Origin of the sequence: Serratia fonticola, from assembly GCF_001006005.1 — a bacterium.
Taxonomy (GTDB): Bacteria; Pseudomonadota; Gammaproteobacteria; order Enterobacterales; family Enterobacteriaceae; genus Chania; species Chania fonticola.
Genome location: NZ_CP011254.1, coordinates 2,283,918 through 2,301,880 on the forward strand (window position 1 = coordinate 2,283,918; position 17,963 = coordinate 2,301,880).

Annotated in this window: 20 protein-coding genes and 1 tRNA gene; 9 read left to right on the top strand and 12 right to left on the bottom strand. The window is 54.8% G+C overall.

All coding sequences use genetic code 11. The features are described from left to right. Nucleotides 1-151: 151 nt before the first annotated feature. The 6 genes from WN53_RS10125 to aspA form a co-directional block, all read right to left on the bottom strand. Nucleotides 152-227, bottom strand: a tRNA-Phe gene (locus WN53_RS10125). Between the two features lie 179 nt (nt 228-406). Continuing rightward, on the bottom strand, nt 407-982 hold the full coding sequence (locus WN53_RS10130; protein ID WP_021807590.1) for a transcriptional regulator: 576 nt from the start codon (nt 980-982) through the stop codon (nt 407-409). Nucleotides 983-1,022: 40 nt separating this feature from the next. Then, on the bottom strand, nt 1,023-2,738 hold the full coding sequence (locus tag WN53_RS10135) for a protein-disulfide reductase DsbD (protein WP_024484766.1): 1,716 nt from the start codon (nt 2,736-2,738) through the stop codon (nt 1,023-1,025). Next, nucleotides 2,714-3,037, bottom strand: a complete 324-nt coding sequence (gene cutA / locus WN53_RS10140; RefSeq protein ID WP_021807588.1) for a divalent cation tolerance protein CutA — start codon at nt 3,035-3,037, stop codon at nt 2,714-2,716. The genes WN53_RS10135 and cutA overlap by 25 nt, the downstream gene beginning before the upstream one ends. Before the next feature lie 126 nt (nt 3,038-3,163). After that, nucleotides 3,164-4,465 carry an anaerobic C4-dicarboxylate transporter gene (locus WN53_RS10145; RefSeq protein ID WP_024484767.1) on the bottom strand — a complete coding sequence of 434 codons (1,302 nt, stop codon included), beginning with the start codon at nt 4,463-4,465 and terminating at the stop codon, nt 3,164-3,166. 122 nt (nt 4,466-4,587) lie between these two features. Beyond that, complete coding sequence (gene aspA / locus WN53_RS10150) at nt 4,588-6,024, bottom strand: aspartate ammonia-lyase (RefSeq protein ID WP_021807586.1); 1,437 nt, start codon at nt 6,022-6,024, stop codon at nt 4,588-4,590. Nucleotides 6,025-6,375: 351 nt separating this feature from the next. On the opposite strand from aspA, the gene WN53_RS10155 reads away from it, so the two are divergent. From WN53_RS10155 to WN53_RS10170, 4 genes are all read left to right on the top strand, one after another. Next, nucleotides 6,376-6,867 (top strand): FxsA family protein, encoded by a 492-nt coding sequence (locus tag WN53_RS10155; RefSeq protein WP_024484768.1) that lies wholly within the window; start codon nt 6,376-6,378, stop codon nt 6,865-6,867. 335 nt (nt 6,868-7,202) lie between these two features. Next, entirely contained in the window at nt 7,203-7,496 is a 294-nt protein-coding gene (locus WN53_RS10160) for a co-chaperone GroES (protein WP_004952634.1), read from the top strand. 48 nt (nt 7,497-7,544) lie between these two features. Then, nucleotides 7,545-9,191, top strand: a complete 1,647-nt coding sequence (groL, locus tag WN53_RS10165; RefSeq protein WP_024484769.1) for a chaperonin GroEL — start codon at nt 7,545-7,547, stop codon at nt 9,189-9,191. Between the two features lie 302 nt (nt 9,192-9,493). Beyond that, complete coding sequence (locus tag WN53_RS10170; protein ID WP_024484770.1) at nt 9,494-9,838, top strand: DUF4156 domain-containing protein; 345 nt, start codon at nt 9,494-9,496, stop codon at nt 9,836-9,838. Between the two features lie 104 nt (nt 9,839-9,942). On the opposite strand, the gene epmB is transcribed toward WN53_RS10170, so the two are convergent. After that, entirely contained in the window at nt 9,943-10,974 is a 1,032-nt protein-coding gene (gene epmB, locus WN53_RS10175) for an EF-P beta-lysylation protein EpmB (RefSeq protein WP_024484771.1), read from the bottom strand. 42 nt (nt 10,975-11,016) lie between these two features. Here epmB and efp point away from each other — a divergent pair, with 42 nt between their 5' ends. The 4 genes from efp (at nt 11,017) to sugE (ending at nt 12,581) form a co-directional block, all read left to right on the top strand. Then, a complete protein-coding gene (gene efp / locus WN53_RS10180; RefSeq protein WP_024484772.1) occupies nt 11,017-11,583 on the top strand; it encodes an elongation factor P in 567 nt (188 codons plus the stop codon). A gap of 69 nt (nt 11,584-11,652) precedes the next feature. Next, entirely contained in the window at nt 11,653-11,784 is a 132-nt protein-coding gene (locus WN53_RS10185; RefSeq protein ID WP_021182099.1) for an entericidin A/B family lipoprotein, read from the top strand. A 120-nt stretch (nt 11,785-11,904) separates the two neighbouring features. Beyond that, a complete protein-coding gene (locus WN53_RS10190; protein ID WP_021807577.1) occupies nt 11,905-12,036 on the top strand; it encodes an entericidin A/B family lipoprotein in 132 nt (43 codons plus the stop codon). A 227-nt stretch (nt 12,037-12,263) separates the two neighbouring features. Further along, on the top strand, nt 12,264-12,581 hold the full coding sequence (sugE, locus tag WN53_RS10195; protein ID WP_021182101.1) for a quaternary ammonium compound efflux SMR transporter SugE: 318 nt from the start codon (nt 12,264-12,266) through the stop codon (nt 12,579-12,581). Here sugE and blc read toward each other — a convergent pair. From blc to frdA, 5 genes are all read right to left on the bottom strand, one after another. Next, nucleotides 12,575-13,108, bottom strand: a complete 534-nt coding sequence (gene blc / locus WN53_RS10200; RefSeq protein WP_024484773.1) for an outer membrane lipoprotein Blc — start codon at nt 13,106-13,108, stop codon at nt 12,575-12,577. The genes sugE and blc overlap by 7 nt on opposite strands. A 95-nt stretch (nt 13,109-13,203) precedes the next feature. Beyond that, a complete protein-coding gene (gene frdD / locus WN53_RS10205) occupies nt 13,204-13,563 on the bottom strand; it encodes a fumarate reductase subunit FrdD (protein ID WP_021182103.1) in 360 nt (119 codons plus the stop codon). Nucleotides 13,564-13,575: 12 nt separating this feature from the next. Then, the gene (frdC, locus tag WN53_RS10210) at nt 13,576-13,968 is read right to left on the bottom strand and encodes a fumarate reductase subunit FrdC (protein WP_021182104.1); all 393 of its coding nucleotides are present in this window, start codon (nt 13,966-13,968) and stop codon (nt 13,576-13,578) included. Nucleotides 13,969-13,983: 15 nt separating this feature from the next. Continuing rightward, nucleotides 13,984-14,718 (bottom strand): succinate dehydrogenase/fumarate reductase iron-sulfur subunit, encoded by a 735-nt coding sequence (locus WN53_RS10215; RefSeq protein ID WP_024484774.1) that lies wholly within the window; start codon nt 14,716-14,718, stop codon nt 13,984-13,986. Continuing rightward, nucleotides 14,711-16,513, bottom strand: coding sequence for a fumarate reductase (quinol) flavoprotein subunit (gene frdA, locus WN53_RS10220; protein ID WP_024484775.1), 1,803 nt, complete (start codon nt 16,511-16,513; stop codon nt 14,711-14,713). Before frdA ends, WN53_RS10215 begins: the two co-directional genes overlap by 8 nt. A 403-nt stretch (nt 16,514-16,916) precedes the next feature. Here frdA and epmA point away from each other — a divergent pair, with 403 nt between their 5' ends. Next, complete coding sequence (gene epmA / locus WN53_RS10225) at nt 16,917-17,894, top strand: elongation factor P--(R)-beta-lysine ligase (RefSeq protein ID WP_024484776.1); 978 nt, start codon at nt 16,917-16,919, stop codon at nt 17,892-17,894. Nucleotides 17,895-17,963 lie beyond the last annotated feature (69 nt).

Consider the following 17,963-nt stretch of genomic DNA (forward strand, 5'->3'; position numbering starts at 1 on the left):
GGGATAGAGTGTAGTGTCCCGATTCGGAGAAGCCCATGTGGAGCATCATCACACGTTGGCTGCAGGTGTCTAATTCGCAGTAGTACGAAGCTCGGGGAAGGGCAGCATGCATAAAGCAAAAAACCCGCCATAGGCGGGTTCTTCTAAATGATGGTGCCCGGACTCGGAATCGAACCAAGGACACGGGGATTTTCAATCCCCTGCTCTACCGACTGAGCTATCCGGGCAACGGGGCGCATTAAACCGTATTGGCCGTGCGGCGTCAACGGATTTGTGACGAAAAACGTGAAAACAGCGCCGATTGCTGGCTTTTCAGGCAAAGCGCGCAGAATACGGCCTTATCCCATTGGTTATCAACGGGCGCAGCATGCAGCGCCCCTACGTGGTAAGCCCGGTAAGGGAGGCTTTAGCTTAACGCACCAAACTGACGGCACTGGGCAATATGCAAGATATCTTCGGCCAGCCGCTTGGCGACAGCCACATCTTGCAACTGGCGTTTTATCAGCAGTTTACTCAGGCAGCCTTCCTGCACCAGTTCCATTTGCTGCGCTACCGAGTCGGCGTCGTCGGCATCCATCTCACGCAATAGATCGCGGGTGAAGTCCAGCGAGGTGATCTTCTGCTGCTCGGCCAGTTGATGGATCGGGTGGTCGCTCTCAGGGAAGAAGCTACAGGCGGCAATAAACAGGCAGCCAGGGTAGCGTTCATTCTGCACATGCTCTGCCAGCACGTCATAACGCGCCAGCAGCTTTTGCTGTGGGCTCAACGTCTCATCAAGCTGCAACTGGCGGCGCCAGGTATCAATCTGCTGGCCGTGGTAGCGCAGGCAGTCATACAGCAGTGCTTCACGGTCCGGCCAAAACGGTTTGAAGTCGCTGTATGGCACACCCAGTTTTTCTGCCAGCATTTCCAAGGTGGTGGTCGCCAGGCCCTGTTTTTCCAACAGCTCCAAGGCTGTATTTAAAACCTGTTCACGTTGCACTAGTGCTCCCTCCAAAAAATGTTCTGAAACTCAGTGTCGTTTACCGAGTGGTTTTCTGCAAATGTGCGTCGAAGGCTTCTGCGTTCATAAAGCCCGTCACGCGGGCTGCGGGTAACTCTTTGCCATCTCGGTCAAAGAACAAAATGGTCGGCAGGCCAAGCACCTGCAAGTGCTTGAGCAAGGCTGCCTGCTCGGCATTGTTGGCCGTTACGTCGGCCTGCAGCAACACCGTATCGGCCAATTGGGTCTGCACCGCTGGGTCGCTGAAGGTGTATTTCTCAAACTCTTTGCAGGCGACACACCAGTCCGCATACAGGTCCAGCATCACCGGCTTGCCCTGCGCCTGTTGCAGCGCCTGGTTAAGCTGCTCAACGTTATTGATACGGGTGAAATTCAGATGCGGCTGGGCCGTCTGCTCAGAAGCAGTGCTACCGAATGCCCAGTCTTGCAATGGGCGCGCCGAAATCACCAGCGCCGCCAACAGCAGCACCTGGATGGCTCGTGTCCAGCCACGGGATGATTTCAGGCTCAGGACGAATGCCCAGCCGAAGAACGCCAGACCGAGCAGGCTCCACAGGCGCAGCCCCCAGACGTCGCCAATCACCCGCTCAAGCAGGAACACCGGCAGCGCCAGGATCACAAAGCCAAAGGCTTCCTTGACGTACTGCATCCACGGGCCGCTGCGTGGCAGCAGGCGGTTGCCGAACAGCGTCACGATCACCAGCGGGATACCCATCCCCAATGCATACAGATACAGCGTGCCGCCACCGGCCCACATATTGCCGCTTTGGGCGATGTACAACAGGATGGCGCTGAGCGGGGCGGTGGTGCATGGCGAGCAGATCAGGCCTGCCAGAGCGCCCATCACAAACACACCCACCAGCGAGCCACCCTGCTGGGTGTTGCTCCAGTTGGCCAGCCGCGTTTGCAGTGAAGAGGGGAGCTGCAAGGAGTAGCAGCCGAACATGGACAGAGCCAGGGCGACAAACAGCACCGAAAGACCTATCAGCACGTAAGGGTGCTGCAGCGCGGCCTGGAACTGCAACCCGGCGGCGGCAACCACCAGGCCGAGCAGGGTATAGGTCAGCGCCATGCCTTGCACATACACCACGGCCAGCACCAGAATGCGCCCGCTGCTGTGTGGCCGCTCACGGCCCAGAATAATGCCGGAAATCAGTGGGTACATCGGCAACACGCAAGGGGTAAACGCAATACCGATGCCAATCAACAAGGCCCAAAGGGGGGAGAAGGGCAGATTGGCCGGTGCTGTTTCTGCTGGTGCTATGGCTACTGGTGCTGCGGGCTCTGCGGCAAGTACCACTGCGCTCAGCGGGATCACACGGGTCTCAGGTGGATAGCAGAATCCGGCCTCAGCACACCCTTGGTAGGTGACGCTCAGGCTGGCATTGTCACCCGCCTGCAACAGGGGAATGCTCAGGGCCAAGGGTTCCTTGAATATCGCCACTTCACCAAAGAATTCATCTTTATGCTTCAGCCCGGCGGGCAGCTCGAACTGGCCCAGCGTTGCCTGCTGCGGCACCAGCTTGATTTGCTGGCGATACAGGTAGTAACCAGGGCGGATTTGCCAGCTTAGCGTCAGTTGGGGGCCCTGTTGTTTAAAATCAAAGGCAAATGCCTGATCGACGGGTACGAACTGGTTCCCCGCGTTTTGGCCGAACAGTGAAGCCTGAGCCGCAGTGGGCAGGAAGAACAGGCTGCACAGCAGCAATATCAGTTTAATGAGGCGTTGATCCATGACAGGTAATCTTTATCTCCAGCCATCACCGGCAGCACCAACAGTTCGGGTGTCTGGTACGGGTGATGTTGTTTCAGGTAGGTGAGTAGCGCTTGTTGATGCTGACGATCGCTTTTAAACAGCATCTGCACTTCGTATTCCTGTTGCAGTTTCCCTTCCCAGTAATACAGCGATGTTGCCCCAGGCAGCAGCGTGGCACAGGCCGCCAGTTTCTCCCCCAGGACGCGTGCCGCCAGCTCTTGCGCTGTGGCTTCATCAGGTGCGGTACAGAGTATGACGATAGCTTCGCAATCAGACATCTTCGGCCCTCTCAACCAGGTTTGGTAACAGGGCACTATACCCTGAAGCGGTGTTGGCTAGAAGGTTAGATTATCAGCAGCAGGGGAATGAGGAGGAGAAAGCGGGGCCGAAACCCCGCTTGAGGATCACAGAATAACGCTACCGATCAGGAAGCCGAAGATGACGGCAAACGCCACGCCCAAGGTGCCAGGGATCAGGAACGGGTGGTTAAACACGAAGCGCCCGATGCGTGTCGTCCCGGTATCGTCCATCTGTACCGCCGCTACCAGGGTAGGGTAGGTTGGCAGAATAAACAGGCCAGAAACGGCAGCAAAGGAAGCGATCGCCGTCAGCGGGGTGACGTTCAGGGCCAGCGCCATCGGCATCAACGCCTTGGCAGTGGCGGCCTGAGAGTACAGCAGCGCCGAACAGAAGAAGAAGATCACCGCCAGTAACCAAGGATGGGATTGGATCACGGTACCCGCAGTCTCTTTGATCCAGTCAAGGTTGGCCTGCACAAAGGTGTCACCCAACCAGGCTACGCCCAGGATACAGATACAGGCGCTCATCCCGGCCTTAAAGGTGCTGGAGTTCAAAATCAGGTCGGTTTCGATGCGACACAGGATGGTGGTCAGGGTGGCCACGCTCAGCATGATGATCAAGATGGCATTGGTGGTGTTCATCAGCGGCGTCGTCACCAGACCCATGCTTGGGCTGTTGATGATGGCATAAGCCACTACGCTCAGTACGCCAGCCAGGAACAGCAGCACGGAGGTTTTCGCACGCGGTTTGATCACGATGACGTTCTCACCACGCAGGGCAACCAGACCTTCTTCGAAGCGCTTTTGATACACAGGATCGTCAGACAGCTTGGAGTCAAACAACCAAGTGACCAGCAGCGACATCAGTATCACAGCCAGGAAGGTGGAAGGGATCACTACCATCAGCAAGTGTAGGTAACTCACGCCGTGGCCTTCCATAACGGAAGACATGTACACCACCGCTGCTGAGATAGGCGAGGCGGTAATGGCAATCTGCGCAGAAACCACGGCAGTCGACAGAGGGCGGCAAGGTTTGATGCCTTGCTCTTTAGCCACTTCTGCAATGACCGGTAGGGCCGAGAGGGAGATATTACCGGTACCGGCGAAGATGGTCAGGAAATAGGTGACGATGGGGGCCAGAATAGTGATGTATTTTGGATTTTTACGCAGCAGTTTTTCGGTTTGCTGCACCAGATAGTCCATCCCGCCAGCGACCTGCATAGCGGCGATAGCGGCGATAACCGCCATAATGATTGAAATAACGTCGAAGGGAATGCTGCCTGGCTTAACGCCAATCATCGCCAGCACCAACACCCCAAGACCGCCTGCAAAGCCTATTCCGATACCGCCCAGCCTGGCCCCCAAAAAGATGGCCAGTAGAACGATCACCAATTCTACTACTAGCATAGTGTTTACCCCTTAAAATGGATTTTTATGAAAACCAAACGTTACAGCTTTGTGTTTTCGGAAAGAAAAAAGGCACGCTATCCAGAGGATTAGCGTGCCTTTCAGGCTACCGGATGAGTCTATTATTGTTCATTTTCATCTGTATAGCGTTTCGCCTTATATGCCGGGTGCATCAGGTTCTCTACGGAGAAGATGTCATCCAGCTCAGCTTCGGTCAGTAAACCGCGTTCCAGCACGACTTCACGTACGCTCTTGCCGGTTTCAGCACAGATCTTGCCGACAATGTCACCGTTGTGGTGGCCAATGAACGGGTTCAGATAGGTGACGATACCGATAGAGTTAAATACGTAGTACTCGCACACTTCTTTGTTGGCGGTAATACCGTTAATGCATTTTTCCAGCAGGTTATAGCAGGCATTGGTCAGGATGTGAATTGATTCAAACATCGCCTGGCCAATTACCGGTTCCATCACGTTCAACTGCAGCTGGCCTGCTTCGGCGGCCATGGTAACGCAAGTGTCGTTGCCGATCACCTTAAAGCAAACCTGGTTAACCACTTCTGGGATCACCGGGTTCACTTTGGCCGGCATGATGGAAGAACCGGCCTGCAGTTCAGGCAGGTTGATTTCGTTCAGGCCAGCGCGTGGGCCGGAAGACAGCAGACGCAGGTCGTTACAGATCTTGGACAGTTTGACCGCCAGGCGCTTGTGCGCACTGTGCACCATCACGTAGGCACCGCAGTCGGAGGTGGCCTCGATCAGGTCTTCGGCAGGTACCACTGGCAGGCCACTCACTTCCGCCAGTTTCTTAACAGCCAGGTGTTGGTAACCTTCCGGAGTATTCAGCGCGGTACCGATCGCCGTCGCACCCAGGTTCACTTCCAGCAGCAACTCTGCGGTACGGTGCAGGTTACGGGTTTCTTCATTCAGCAACACGCTGAAGGCGTGGAATTCCTGGCCCAGGGTCATTGGCACCGCGTCCTGCAACTGGGTACGGCCCATTTTCAGGATGGTTTCGAACTCTTTGGCCTTACGGTCAAACCCTTCACGCAGTTGGTTGATAGCATCGATCAGTTTCTGGTTGGAGGCGTAAACCGCGATGCGGAACCCGGTTGGGTAAGCGTCGTTGGTAGACTGACACTTGTTGAGGTGATCGTTAGGGTTCAGATATTGGTATTCACCCTTCTGGTGGCCCATCAGCTCCAAGCCGATGTTTGCCAGTACTTCGTTGGTGTTCATGTTCAGCGAGGTGCCAGCACCGCCCTGGAACACATCCACCGGGAATTGGTCCATGCATTTGCCTTTATCCAGTACTTCATCACATGCCTGGATGATGACGTCGGCAATTTTACGTGGGATGGTTTGCAGCTCTTTGTTTGCCATGGCGGCGGCTTTTTTTACCATCACCATGCCGCGTACAAACTCAGGAACGTCGCTGATTTTACTGTTGCTGATATAGAAGTTTTCAATCGCACGCAGAGTATGAACACCGTAGTAGGCTTCTGCTGGGACTTCACGTGTTCCTAATAGGTCTTCTTCGATACGAATGTTGTTTGACATGAGAACCTTCTCTATGTTGCTGCCGAATATAATTATGTGCAGGATAACAAAATAATGTTGCCGAGCGGGTCTACTGCGGAAGTATTGACCGCAGCTATTGTCGCTACCCAGATCATATGCTGGTTGGTAATAAATGAATGAACGTAGATCACTATATGGTGCTTCAGCAAATGACAGCTTTTGGTTTCTGTGAAGGGCTTCACGTTTGCGGCAAAGAGAATAAAAAAGATCGCCCGGTTGAAATGGCGGCGAGAAGCCCCCATTGTATGAAGGTTGGCCGATTAGCGGCCCCATTTATCACGTATGCGCCATCGGGCGGGTACGCCGACTCTACCTAGAGGAGAGAACCAGGTGCGCTGGTTACCGTTACTGCTGATATTTCTACTGGCTTACATAGAGATATCCTTGTTTATCAAAGTTGCCGCCGTGTTCGGTGTGGCAATGACGCTGCTGCTGGTGGTGTTTACTTCCTGCGTCGGTGTTTCCCTGGTGCGTAATCAGGGCATGAAGACCTTTGTGCAGATGCAACAGAAGCTGGCGGCGGGCGAAAGCCCGGCAGCGGAGATGGTGAAAAGCGTTTCACTGGTGCTGGCGGGTTTCCTGCTGGTGATACCGGGCTTTTTCACCGATTTCCTTGGCCTGTTGCTGCTGTTGCCGCCGGTGCAGAAATCGCTGACGCTGAAGCTGATGCCGCATCTCGCCGTTTATCGCCCAGGCGGTTGGGGCCAGAACGGCGGAGCCGCCAATGGCAATACCTTCGACGGTGAATTCCAGCGCAAGCAAGACGACCGCTACACCTTGGATCATCAACCCGACGATCGCGACAAGCGTGACGATCGCTGATATCTCCCCTCACCCTAACCCTCTCCCAAAGGGAGAGGGGACTGAACGTGCTACATTTGCCCCCGGTACCTGACCGCGACTCTGGACTACCCCCTCTCCCTAAACAAGTGCCCATGTGTTATCCGGTCCGTATAGTGGGAGAGGGTCGGGGTGAGGGGAGATCGGCCGCGTTTTTGCTAATGGCGTTCACCGCAGGCCATCAAATCGAAAATTTTTTTGCTGCTGCCCCTTGAAGGGGGATGGAACGCCCCCATTTCAAATCCCACGGAGCCGGTATCAATAATCTGGCGCACAACCCTAAATCTGATAGAAACCTTCTTACAGGAGAGCGTTCAATGAGTATTCGTCCATTGCATGACCGCGTTATCGTCAAGCGCAAAGAAGTTGAATCAAAATCTGCTGGCGGCATCGTTCTGACTGGCTCTGCAGCGGGTAAATCTACTCGTGGTGAAGTGGTAGCCGTTGGTAAAGGACGTGTTCTGGAAAGCGGCAACATCCAGCCGCTGGATGTGAAAGTAGGCGACATCGTGATTTTCAACGACGGTTACGGCGTGAAAGCAGAGAAGATCGACAATGAAGAAGTGTTGATCATGTCCGAAAGCGACATTCTGGCAATTGTTGAAGCGTAATAACGCTTTATAAATCTTCTGAACTGAACGAGTTGAAGGGAAATACCAATGGCAGCTAAAGATGTAAAATTCGGCAATGACGCTCGCGTGAAGATGCTCCGCGGCGTGAATGTTCTCGCTGATGCAGTAAAAGTGACTCTGGGCCCGAAAGGCCGCAACGTAGTGCTGGATAAATCCTTCGGCGCTCCTACCATCACCAAAGATGGCGTATCTGTTGCTCGTGAAATCGAACTGGAAGACAAGTTCGAGAACATGGGTGCACAAATGGTGAAAGAAGTTGCCTCTAAAGCGAACGACGCTGCGGGCGACGGTACCACCACTGCAACCGTACTGGCTCAATCCATCATCACCGAAGGCCTGAAAGCTGTGGCTGCCGGCATGAACCCGATGGATCTGAAGCGCGGTATCGACAAAGCGGTTATCGCTGCGGTTGAAGAGCTTAAAAAACTGTCTGTACCTTGCTCTGACTCTAAAGCTATCGCTCAGGTAGGCACCATCTCTGCAAACTCCGACGAAACCGTGGGTAAACTGATTGCAGAAGCGATGGAGAAAGTGGGCAAAGAAGGCGTGATCACCGTTGAAGAAGGCACCGGCCTGCAAGACGAGCTGGACGTGGTTGAAGGTATGCAGTTCGATCGCGGCTACCTGTCTCCGTACTTCATCAACAAGCCAGAAACCGGTTCTATCGAGCTGGAAAGCCCGTTCATCCTGCTGGCTGACAAGAAAATCTCCAACATCCGTGAAATGCTGCCAGTGCTGGAAGCCGTTGCGAAAGCGGGCAAACCACTGCTGATCATTGCTGAAGATGTTGAAGGCGAAGCGTTGGCGACCCTGGTGGTTAACACCATGCGTGGCATCGTGAAAGTGGCTGCGGTTAAAGCACCTGGCTTCGGCGACCGTCGTAAAGCCATGCTGCAAGACATCGCTACCCTGACTGCCGGTACCGTGATCTCTGAAGAGATCGGTCTGGAGCTGGAAAAAGCTACCCTGGAAGATCTGGGTCAGGCAAAACGCATCGTAATCAACAAAGACACCACCATCATCATCGATGGCGTGGGCGACGAAACCACCATTCAGGGTCGCGTCTCCCAGATCCGTCAGCAGATCGAAGAAGCGACCTCTGACTACGATCGTGAAAAACTGCAAGAGCGTGTTGCTAAACTGGCTGGCGGCGTTGCCGTTATCAAAGTTGGCGCCGCAACTGAAGTTGAAATGAAAGAGAAGAAAGCCCGCGTTGAAGATGCCCTGCACGCTACCCGTGCTGCGGTAGAAGAAGGCGTGGTTGCTGGCGGTGGCGTAGCGCTGATCCGTGTAGCAGACAAAATCTCTGGCCTGAAAGGCGATAACGAAGACCAGAACGTGGGTATCAAAGTTGCCCTGCGTGCTATGGAATCTCCACTGCGTCAGATCGTGATCAACGCCGGTGAAGAAGCTTCTGTGATTGCCAACAAGGTGAAAGCAGGCGAAGGCAGCTTCGGCTACAACGCTTACACCGAAGAATACGGCGACATGATCGCGATGGGTATCCTGGATCCAACTAAAGTGACCCGTTCTGCTCTGCAGTACGCGGCCTCTGTAGCTGGCCTGATGATCACCACGGAGTGCATGATCACTGACTTGCCGAAAGAAGACAAGTTAGACATGGGTGGCGCTGGTGGTATGGGCGGCATGGGTGGTATGGGCGGAATGATGTAATTCCCCTCACCTCTGTGAGCTAACCACAAAACCCGGCTTCGGCCGGGTTTTTTATTACCCTCTTCGTGTGGGGGCTGATTGCTGCGTCTGTTTTTATCATCGTCAGCGGCTACCGATGCGTCAGTGCTGAATTTGATGATATTTTTGCAGACCGTATCTATTAAGCGTGTAAACTGATAGTTCATCAGCTGTCGCTCAAGACGTTGACCAGGCACCAGTGGCCGGTGGCAACGGATGCTTAAGAGATGGCAACGCTTTCTGATAAGCTTTTGCGTAATTCTCAACATCATATGGGGAACAAGATGCGGATTAAAGCCTTACTGGGTCTATCGGCAGCGCTGCTGCTGGCAGGGTGCAGCAGCACCAATGAACTGACCGCCGCAGGTCAACAGGTCAAATTTACCGACACCAAGCCTGCCGCAGAATGCCAGTTGGTAGGCGAAGTCACCGGCACTCAGAGCAACTGGCTGTCGGGGAGTGGTGGTGAGGGCAGCTCCATGCGCGGCGCGGCTAACGATCTGCGCAACAAGGCAGCAGCAATGGGCGGCAACGTGATTTACGGTGCGACTAGCCCAAGCCAGAACCTGCTTTCAAGTTTTGCACCGCTGGACAGCAAAATGATCGGCCAGGTGTATAAGTGCCCGTAACGCTGGCATAAGCACCCGTATAAAACAAAAGAGGAATGCCCAGGCATTCCTCTTTTTGCATTCATATGCGGCATGTTATTAAACGGGAGCAGCGTGCAGCGCCCCTACGAGCTTTGCGTGAGGCGCAGATCCAACGGCGTTTTGCTGGGTTCGCCGCCGACCTCACGAGTCAGGCGGGGTACCAGATAACCGGAAACCTTGCTCAGCAAACTTTTCACGATCGCACGAGCCTCGTCGTCGCTGACCATAAAGTGGGCCGCGCCCTGCACTTTATCCAACACGTGGAGGTAATAGGGCAGGATCCCTGCATCAAACAGGGCGTTACTCAGCGTTGCCAGCGTATCCGCGTTATCATTGATCCCTCGTAGCAGCACGCTTTGGTTCAGCAGCGTCACTCCGGCGCTACGCAACTGTGCCATACTGGCGCGCAGCGGTGGGTCAATCTCGTTGGCATGATTGATATGGGTGACCATCAGCACCTGCAGGCGCGATGCCGAGAAGCGTTGGCACAGCGTGGCGGTGATGCGGGCGGGGATCACCACCGGCAAGCGGGTATGAATACGCAGGCGTTTGAGGTGTGGGATAGCCTCCAGTTCCCCGATCAGCCAATCCAGTTCGTGGTCTTTGGCCATCAGCGGATCGCCCCCGGAGAAAATAATTTCATCCAGTTCCGGGTGTTGACGGATATACTCCAACGCTTGAAGCCAGTTTGCCTTGTTGCCCTGGTTCTCCTGATAGGGGAAATGACGGCGGAAACAGTAGCGGCAGTTAACCGCACAGCCGCCTTTTACCAACAGCAGGGCACGGTTGCGATACTTGTGCAGCAACCCCGGCACCACGCTGCGCTGTTCATCCAGCGGATCGGTGGTGAAGCCTGGGGCATCGATGAATTCTGCGCTGGCGGTGAGTACCTGGCGCAGCAGCGGGTCATTGGCATCACCGGGTTGCATACGCGCGGCAAAGGCTCGCGGCACGCGTAGCGCAAACAGGCGGCGTGCATCGCGCCCCTGTGGCAGTTCCGGGTGCGTATTTAGTGACAGAAGCTGCAGTAATTCATCTGGGTCGGTAATAACATCGGCGAGTTGATGCAACCAATCTTCTCTATGCGCCGTGTTTTGGGTTATAATGTGTGCCATTTTTTTGGCTAAGCTACCAGTTTAAATTTTCAGAGGGCCATCATGGCGACTTATTCTAGCAACGATTTCCGTCCGGGTCTTAAAATCATGTTCGAAGGCGAACCTTACGCTGTCGAATCCAGCGAGTTCGTTAAACCAGGTAAAGGCCAGGCTTTTGCGCGTGTAAAAATGCGTCGCCTGCTGACTGGCACCCGCGTTGAGAAAACCTTTAAGTCTACCGACTCCTGCGAAGGCGCGGACGTGGTAGATACCAACATGAACTACCTGTACAACGACGGTGAGTTCTACCACTTCATGCACCCTGAGACTTTTGAACAGCATCAGGTTGAAGAGAAAACCGTTTCTGACGTGGCTAAATGGCTGCAGGACAACGCGGAATGTATCGTCACCCTGTGGGATGGCCGTCCTATCGCTGTGCTGCCACCGAACTTTATCGAAGCAGAAATCACTGATACCGATCCAGGCCTGAAAGGCGACACCGCAGGTACCGGCGGCAAGCCAGCTACCCTGAGCACCGGCGCAGTAGTTAAAGTGCCATTGTTCGTGCAGATTGGCGAAGTGATCAAGGTTGACACCCGCTCTGGCGAATACGTCTCCCGCGTTAAATAAGTTTCAATACAGAGGAACCCCCGAGGTTCCTCTGTGTTATCCCTTTCCGTCACTCGTTGGCAGAACCGCATGATGAAGAAAACGCTGTTGGCCGTGGTCTCTCTGTTGTTGCTGATGTCTCTCAGCGGCTGTAATACCTTCCGTGGTTTTGGTGAAGACGTTCAACACCTCGGCGGCGCGATTTCCCGCAGCGCTGGCTGAAATCAATTAGCGCCATTAATCGGATAATACAGAAAAATCCGTTTATTCCGGCAACCCTCCTGATTTTTACTACGCTTAGAGAGCTACACTTTTTCACTAATAACGAATAAGGGTAATCTTATGCTGAAGAAAACTATTTTCGCCATTTTTTCCTTGTTGATCCTGTCATCGCTGGTGGGCTGTAATACTACCGAAGGCGTGGGCAAAGATGTTGAAGCTGGTGGTCAGGCGATCCAGCGTAGCGCACAGTAATTAAGACCGCACATTGGGCACTGCATGTTGCTAAACGGGCGCAGCGTGCAGCGCCCCTACAGTCGAACATGTTCAGCACCGGCAAATATGAGCAACCTTGCCATTTCGTCGCCTTGTGACTTGCCACCTTCGTTGGTTATAATCTACGTCTTCAATCAGCCAAGTGGGACGACCCGCCTGCGCTTCTGTTGTCTGGGGACGACCCCATCAGTTCTGGAGCCAGTGTCATGGCATGGATCATTTTGCTTTTTGCGGGCCTGTTAGAGGTCGTCTGGGCTATTGGCCTTAAATACACCCACGGTTTTACCCGTTTGACCCCCAGTTTGATTACCGTCGCTGCGATGGTGGTGAGTATGGTGTTGCTGGCACACGCCATGAAAACGTTGCCTGCGGGCACGGCTTACGCCGTGTGGACCGGGATTGGGGCGGTGGGCGCGGCGGTAATGGGCATGGTGCTGCTCGGTGAGTCGACCAACATCATGCGTATTCTCAGCCTGTGCCTGATCGTGGCCGGGATCCTGGGGCTAAAATTCAGCAGTCAATGAGTGGGCTGCTGATTGACCCAGATTAACGCTTCGGTATCAAAGCCGTAGCCTTTGGCAATCTGCACCAGTCTGTCGCGCGTGGCGGCTTCCAACGTCGGCGTGCGCGACAATATCCACAGATAGTCGCGGTTTGGGCCACAAACCAGCGCATAACGGTATTCCGGATCGAGTTCGATGACGTTATAGCCGCCATAGAAAGGGCCGAAGAATGAGACTTTCAGCGAGGCCGTTTGCGGCGAGCCGATAAAATACGCCTTGCCTTCGCTCTCCTGCCATTGCTGTTTTTTGCTATCGAAACCCCGGTTAATCACCTTCAGACCGCCGTCTGTGCGCGGGCTGTAATTGGCCGTAACCTGCTCCAGGCCTCGTTCAAAGCGATGATCCAGACGCGCGATTTCATACCAGGTGCCCAGATAGCGTTTGCTATCGAAGTTATCTATGACCTTGACGTCCTTCGGGGGTGTCACGCTACAGGCAACGGAAACGAGGGCGGATAAAATGACGCACAGCTTTGACCACAAACGCATGGGTGACTCCTGTTTTTCAGTTACAGATAAACAGTGTAGTCGAAAGAGTGGGAGTCGCGGAATAGGCGGCCAACGGGAGTTGGCCGCCAGAGGTCTTACAGCGTGACGACCCCGATCAGGGTTACGACGCTCAGGATAGCTGCCAGACCGTAGAACACCCATTTGCCTGCAGGCACGTGGATTTTCAGATCGTGCATGGCATGGTGGATACGGTGTAGCCCGCACCACAATGGCAAAATGATCATCAGCAGCAGGAACAGGCGGCCGATCCAGCTTTGGCAAAATGCTAAGACGCGCTCATAACCTAAAGCTTCGCCGGGGAACAGGCCTAGTGGCAGCAGGATGCCGACCAGCAGCACGATAGCCGGAGCAACGATCGCTCCCCACATACCGCCAGCGCCAAATAATCCCCAGAAAACCGGCTCGTCAGAGCGCTTAGGTGATTGATTTATCATGTTTCCTCCGGATTACAGTAACGCTACGGCGAGAATGATCACGGTGACGACGATCGTCACTGCCCACAGCGCCTTAACGATTGGCTCCGGCCCCATTTTCTCGCTGTTGACGACGATATTGGCGGCTTTCGGTGCCAGATCGAACCAGGTTTTGGTATGCAGTGCGGCGGCCAGCAGGGCGATGATGTTAATCAGCAGCACCAGCGGGTTTTGCAGGAAGCCGACAAACCCGGCCCAGCTTTCAGGGCCACCCTTCAGGGCAAAGACGCCGTAGATCAGCACGATGCTGAACCACACCGCCAGCACCGAAGTACCTTCACGCAGCATGTAGAAACGGTAGAAACCCAGCTTTTGCCACCAGGTTGGCGTCATGGTACGCACATAGGGCTTACGTTGTGTTGTCATTGCTGTCTCCCTCCCTTATTGCGGTTTCAGCATTGCGATCATGAAGTCTTTGGCACTCTCTACCTTGCCCTGCTGGATCGCAGCGGCCGGGTCGACGTGTTTTGGACAGACTTCAGAGCAGTAGCCAACAAACGTACAGGACCAGACACCGTTCTGGCCGTTAAGCAGCGGCATACGCTGTTTCTTGCCGTGGTCGCGGTTATCCAGGTTATAACGGTGTGCCAGCGTAATCGCTGCCGGGCCGATAAACTCCTGATTCAGGCCGAACTGTGGGCAAGCGGCATAGCACAGGCCACAGTTGATGCAGCCGGAGAACTGGTGATACTTCGCCATTTGCGCCGGGGTCTGCACGTTCGGGCCATCTTCCGGTTTGCGATCGTTGCCGATGATGTAAGGCTTAATCGCTTCCAGGCTCTCGATAAAGTGGGTCATATCCACCACCAGATCGCGCTCGATCGGGAAGTTGCCCAACGCCTCAACCTTCATGCCATCGGTATATTCACGCAGGAAGGTTTTACAGGCCAGCTTAGGCACGCGGTTGACCATCATGCCGCAAGAGCCACAGATGGCCATACGGCACGACCAGCGATAGGACAGGTCTGGTGCCAGGTTATCTTTGATATAACCCAGTGCGTCCAGCAGCGAAGTCTGCTCATCGTAAGGTACGCTGAAGGTCTCGAAATGCGGCTCGGCGTCGCGTTCCGGGTTATAGCGCATGACCTCGATTTTCAGGGTTTTCAGCTCAGCCATTCGCCTGCTCCTTATCCTTTCTCTCTTTGTCCTGCGCTTCGGCTGCGGCGCCATAAACACGCTTGGCCGGTGGCAGTTTGGTAATTTTCACGTCGCTGTACTCCAGGCGTGGTGCACCGTTCGGGTTATGGAACGCCAGCGTATGTTTCAGGAAGTTCACGTCGTCACGCTCGGTGCAACCTTCGTCGAGACGCTGGTGTGCGCCGCGAGATTCTTTACGGTTGAAGGCCGAGTGCGCCATACATTCGGCAACGTCCAGGCCATAGCCCAGCTCGATGGTGTACAGCAGATCGGTGTTGAACACGCTGGAGTTGTCGGTAATTTTGACGCGCTTGAAGCGCTCTTTCAGCTCCGCCAGCTTATCGATGGTTTTCTGCATCAGTTCCGGCGTACGGTAGATACCACAGCCTTCTTCCATCGACAGACCCATTTCATCGCGGATCTTCGACCAGTTCTCGCTACCTTCCTGCTTCATCAGGTTGCTGAGGCGGGTTTCCACGTCGCGGCCTTGTGCTTCCAAAGCGCTGCCGTTGGCCGGGCCACTTTCCAGCGCGCGGCGTGCTGCGTGTTCACCTGCCACACGCCCAAACACCACCAGCTCAGCCAGCGAGTTGGAACCCAGGCGGTTCGCGCCGTGCAGACCAACCGAGGAACATTCGCCGACGGCGAACAGGCCTTTGATGCGGGTTTCACAGTTTTGATCGGTTTCGATACCGCCCATGGTGTAGTGCGCGGTTGGGCGGACCGGGATTGGATCTTTAACGGGATCGACACCCACGTAGGCTTTCGACAGTTCACAGATGAACGGCAGACGTTCCAGCAGTTTCTTCTCGCCCAGGTGGCGCAGATCCAGATAGACCACGTCGCCGCGCGGGGTGGCGATGGTGCGGCCAGCACGCCATTCATGCCAGAAAGCCTGCGACACTTTGTCACGCGGGCCCAGCTCCATATATTTGTTTCTTGGCTCGCCCAGCGGGGTTTCCGGGCCCATACCGTAGTCTTGCAGGTAGCGGTAGCCGTCTTTGTTAACCAGAATACCGCCTTCACCGCGGCAGCCTTCAGTCATCAGGATGCCTGAGCCTGGCAGGCCGGTTGGGTGATATTGCACAAACTCCATGTCGCGCAGTGGCACGCCGTGGTGGAACGCCATCCCCATACCGTCGCCGGTGACGATGCCGCCGTTGGTGTTATAGCGATAAACACGGCCTGCACCACCGGTGGCCATGATGACCGCGTTGGCACGGATCTGCACGCGAGTGCCTTCCATCATGTTCATGGCAACCACGCCGCGCGCCTGGCCATCATCTACCAGTACGTCCAGCACGAAGTGCTCGTCGAAACGTTGGATTTGCGGATACTTCAGCGAAGTCTGGAACAGGGTGTGCAGCATGTGGAAGCCGGTTTTATCGGCGGCAAACCAGGTACGTTCAATCTTCATGCCACCAAAGCGGCGCACGTTGACCGAACCGTCTGGCTTACGGCTCCACGGGCAACCCCATTGCTCCAACTGGGCCATTTCACGTGGGCAGCTGTGAACAAAGTGGTCGACCACGTCCTGCTCACACAGCCAGTCGCCACCGGCTACGGTGTCCTGGAAGTGATAGTCGTAGCTGTCGTGATCCTGAGTGACTGCGGCGGAGCCCCCTTCGGCGGCTACCGTGTGGCTACGCATTGGATATACTTTAGATATCAGCGCGATTTTCAGTTGGGGATTGGCTTCCGCGGCGGCTATAGCGGCCCGTAAACCAGCTCCCCCGGCACCAATGATGGCTAGGTCGGCGTTAAAGGTTTGCACTGCACTCCTCCAATGTTCTCGTTAAAACGACAATTTAATTAATCTATGCTTAATATTTATAAAGGTGCTTCGGGTGCTAAGCTAAATTCAGTGACTTTTTAAACTAAACACTAAGGATAGATAACTGCTACCGAATATAGGGTTATCACTATACCTAAAGTTAAGTAGTAGAAATTTGATGTGATCGATTGTTTTGCCTTTTAACCGTTACGCAAGAGGCATTCCTGCAAAAATAAGGTGTTGCCTCGCCTTTGTCTTTGATTAGCGCGATTGTCGGTGGTTTATATGGCTTATATGTTTTTTATGATTTTAATGTAGACCAGCGCACACAATAGCCAAGAATTTGTTTGCTTGAGAGGATGCGAGTAGACTGCACCCCCTGTTTGATTTCGGAGTAATTACCATGAGCGAAACGGCAAGCTGGCAGCCAAGTGCACCCATCGCCAATTTGTTGAAGCGCGCAGCGATACTGGCTGAGATCCGGCGTTTCTTTGCCGATCGTGGCGTATTGGAGGTTGAGACCCCGGCCATGAGCCAGGCGACAGTCACCGACATCCACCTGGTCCCGTTCCAGACGCGTTTCGTCGGCCCGGGCGCGGCAGATGGCCTGACGCTGTACATGATGACCAGCCCGGAATACCACATGAAGCGCCTGCTGGCGGCAGGGAGCGGCCCGATCTATCAGATGGGGCGCAGCTTCCGTAATGAAGAAGCGGGGCGGCATCACAACCCTGAATTCACCATGCTGGAATGGTATCGCCCGCACTATGATATGTACCGCCTGATGAACGAGGTGGACGATCTGCTGCAACAGGTATTGGATTGCGACAGTGCCGAAACCCTGTCCTATCAGCAGGCATTCCTGCGCCATCTGGATCTCGATCCGCTGTCGGCAGAGAAGGCACAGCTGCGCGAGGCTGCGGCCAAGCTCGATCTGAGCAACATTGCCGATACGGAAGAAGACCGCGATACCTTGCTGCAACTGCTGTTTACCGTGGGCGTCGAACCCCATATCGGCCGTGATAAACCGGCATTCGTTTACCACTTCCCGGCTTCACAGGCCTCGCTGGCAGAGATCAGCACCGAAGATCACCGTGTCGCGGAGCGGTTCGAGGTCTATTTCAAAGGCCTTGAGTTGGCGAATGGTTTCCGCGAGTTGACCGACGGCGATGAGCAACGCCAGCGCTTTACGCAGGACAATCGTAAACGCCTGGCGCGTGGCTTGCCGGAGCACCCGATTGATAACAATCTGCTGGATGCCTTGAAGCATGGTATGCCGGAGTGTGCGGGCGTGGCATTGGGCGTCGATCGTTTGGTGATGTTGGCGTTGGGAGCCGAAAGCCTGAGCGAAGTGATCGCGTTTCCGGTCAGCCGGGCATAACCGCGTCCTCGTGCAATGTAGGGTCGAACATGTTTGACCGTAGGGGCGCTGCATGCTGCGCCCGTTTTT

Excerpts from the sequence above, each read along its gene's own strand:
- WN53_RS10135 (WP_024484766.1), bottom strand. The coding sequence starts at position 2,738 with ATGGATCAACGCCTCATTAAACTGATATTGCTGCTGTGCAGCCTGTTC.
- cutA (WP_021807588.1), bottom strand. The coding sequence starts at position 3,037 with ATGTCTGATTGCGAAGCTATCGTCATACTCTGTACCGCACCTGATGAA.
- WN53_RS10145 (WP_024484767.1), bottom strand. The coding sequence starts at position 4,465 with ATGCTAGTAGTAGAATTGGTGATCGTTCTACTGGCCATCTTTTTGGGG.
- aspA (WP_021807586.1), bottom strand. The coding sequence starts at position 6,024 with ATGTCAAACAACATTCGTATCGAAGAAGACCTATTAGGAACACGTGAA.
- WN53_RS10160 (WP_004952634.1), top strand. The coding sequence starts at position 7,203 with ATGAGTATTCGTCCATTGCATGACCGCGTTATCGTCAAGCGCAAAGAA.
- groL (WP_024484769.1), top strand. The coding sequence starts at position 7,545 with ATGGCAGCTAAAGATGTAAAATTCGGCAATGACGCTCGCGTGAAGATG.
- WN53_RS10170 (WP_024484770.1), top strand. The coding sequence starts at position 9,494 with ATGCGGATTAAAGCCTTACTGGGTCTATCGGCAGCGCTGCTGCTGGCA.
- epmB (WP_024484771.1), bottom strand. The coding sequence starts at position 10,974 with ATGGCACACATTATAACCCAAAACACGGCGCATAGAGAAGATTGGTTG.
- efp (WP_024484772.1), top strand. The coding sequence starts at position 11,017 with ATGGCGACTTATTCTAGCAACGATTTCCGTCCGGGTCTTAAAATCATG.
- WN53_RS10185 (WP_021182099.1), top strand. The coding sequence starts at position 11,653 with ATGATGAAGAAAACGCTGTTGGCCGTGGTCTCTCTGTTGTTGCTGATG.
- WN53_RS10190 (WP_021807577.1), top strand. The coding sequence starts at position 11,905 with ATGCTGAAGAAAACTATTTTCGCCATTTTTTCCTTGTTGATCCTGTCA.
- sugE (WP_021182101.1), top strand. The coding sequence starts at position 12,264 with ATGGCATGGATCATTTTGCTTTTTGCGGGCCTGTTAGAGGTCGTCTGG.
- blc (WP_024484773.1), bottom strand. The coding sequence starts at position 13,108 with ATGCGTTTGTGGTCAAAGCTGTGCGTCATTTTATCCGCCCTCGTTTCC.
- frdD (WP_021182103.1), bottom strand. The coding sequence starts at position 13,563 with ATGATAAATCAATCACCTAAGCGCTCTGACGAGCCGGTTTTCTGGGGA.
- frdC (WP_021182104.1), bottom strand. The coding sequence starts at position 13,968 with ATGACAACACAACGTAAGCCCTATGTGCGTACCATGACGCCAACCTGG.
- WN53_RS10215 (WP_024484774.1), bottom strand. The coding sequence starts at position 14,718 with ATGGCTGAGCTGAAAACCCTGAAAATCGAGGTCATGCGCTATAACCCG.
- epmA (WP_024484776.1), top strand. The coding sequence starts at position 16,917 with ATGAGCGAAACGGCAAGCTGGCAGCCAAGTGCACCCATCGCCAATTTG.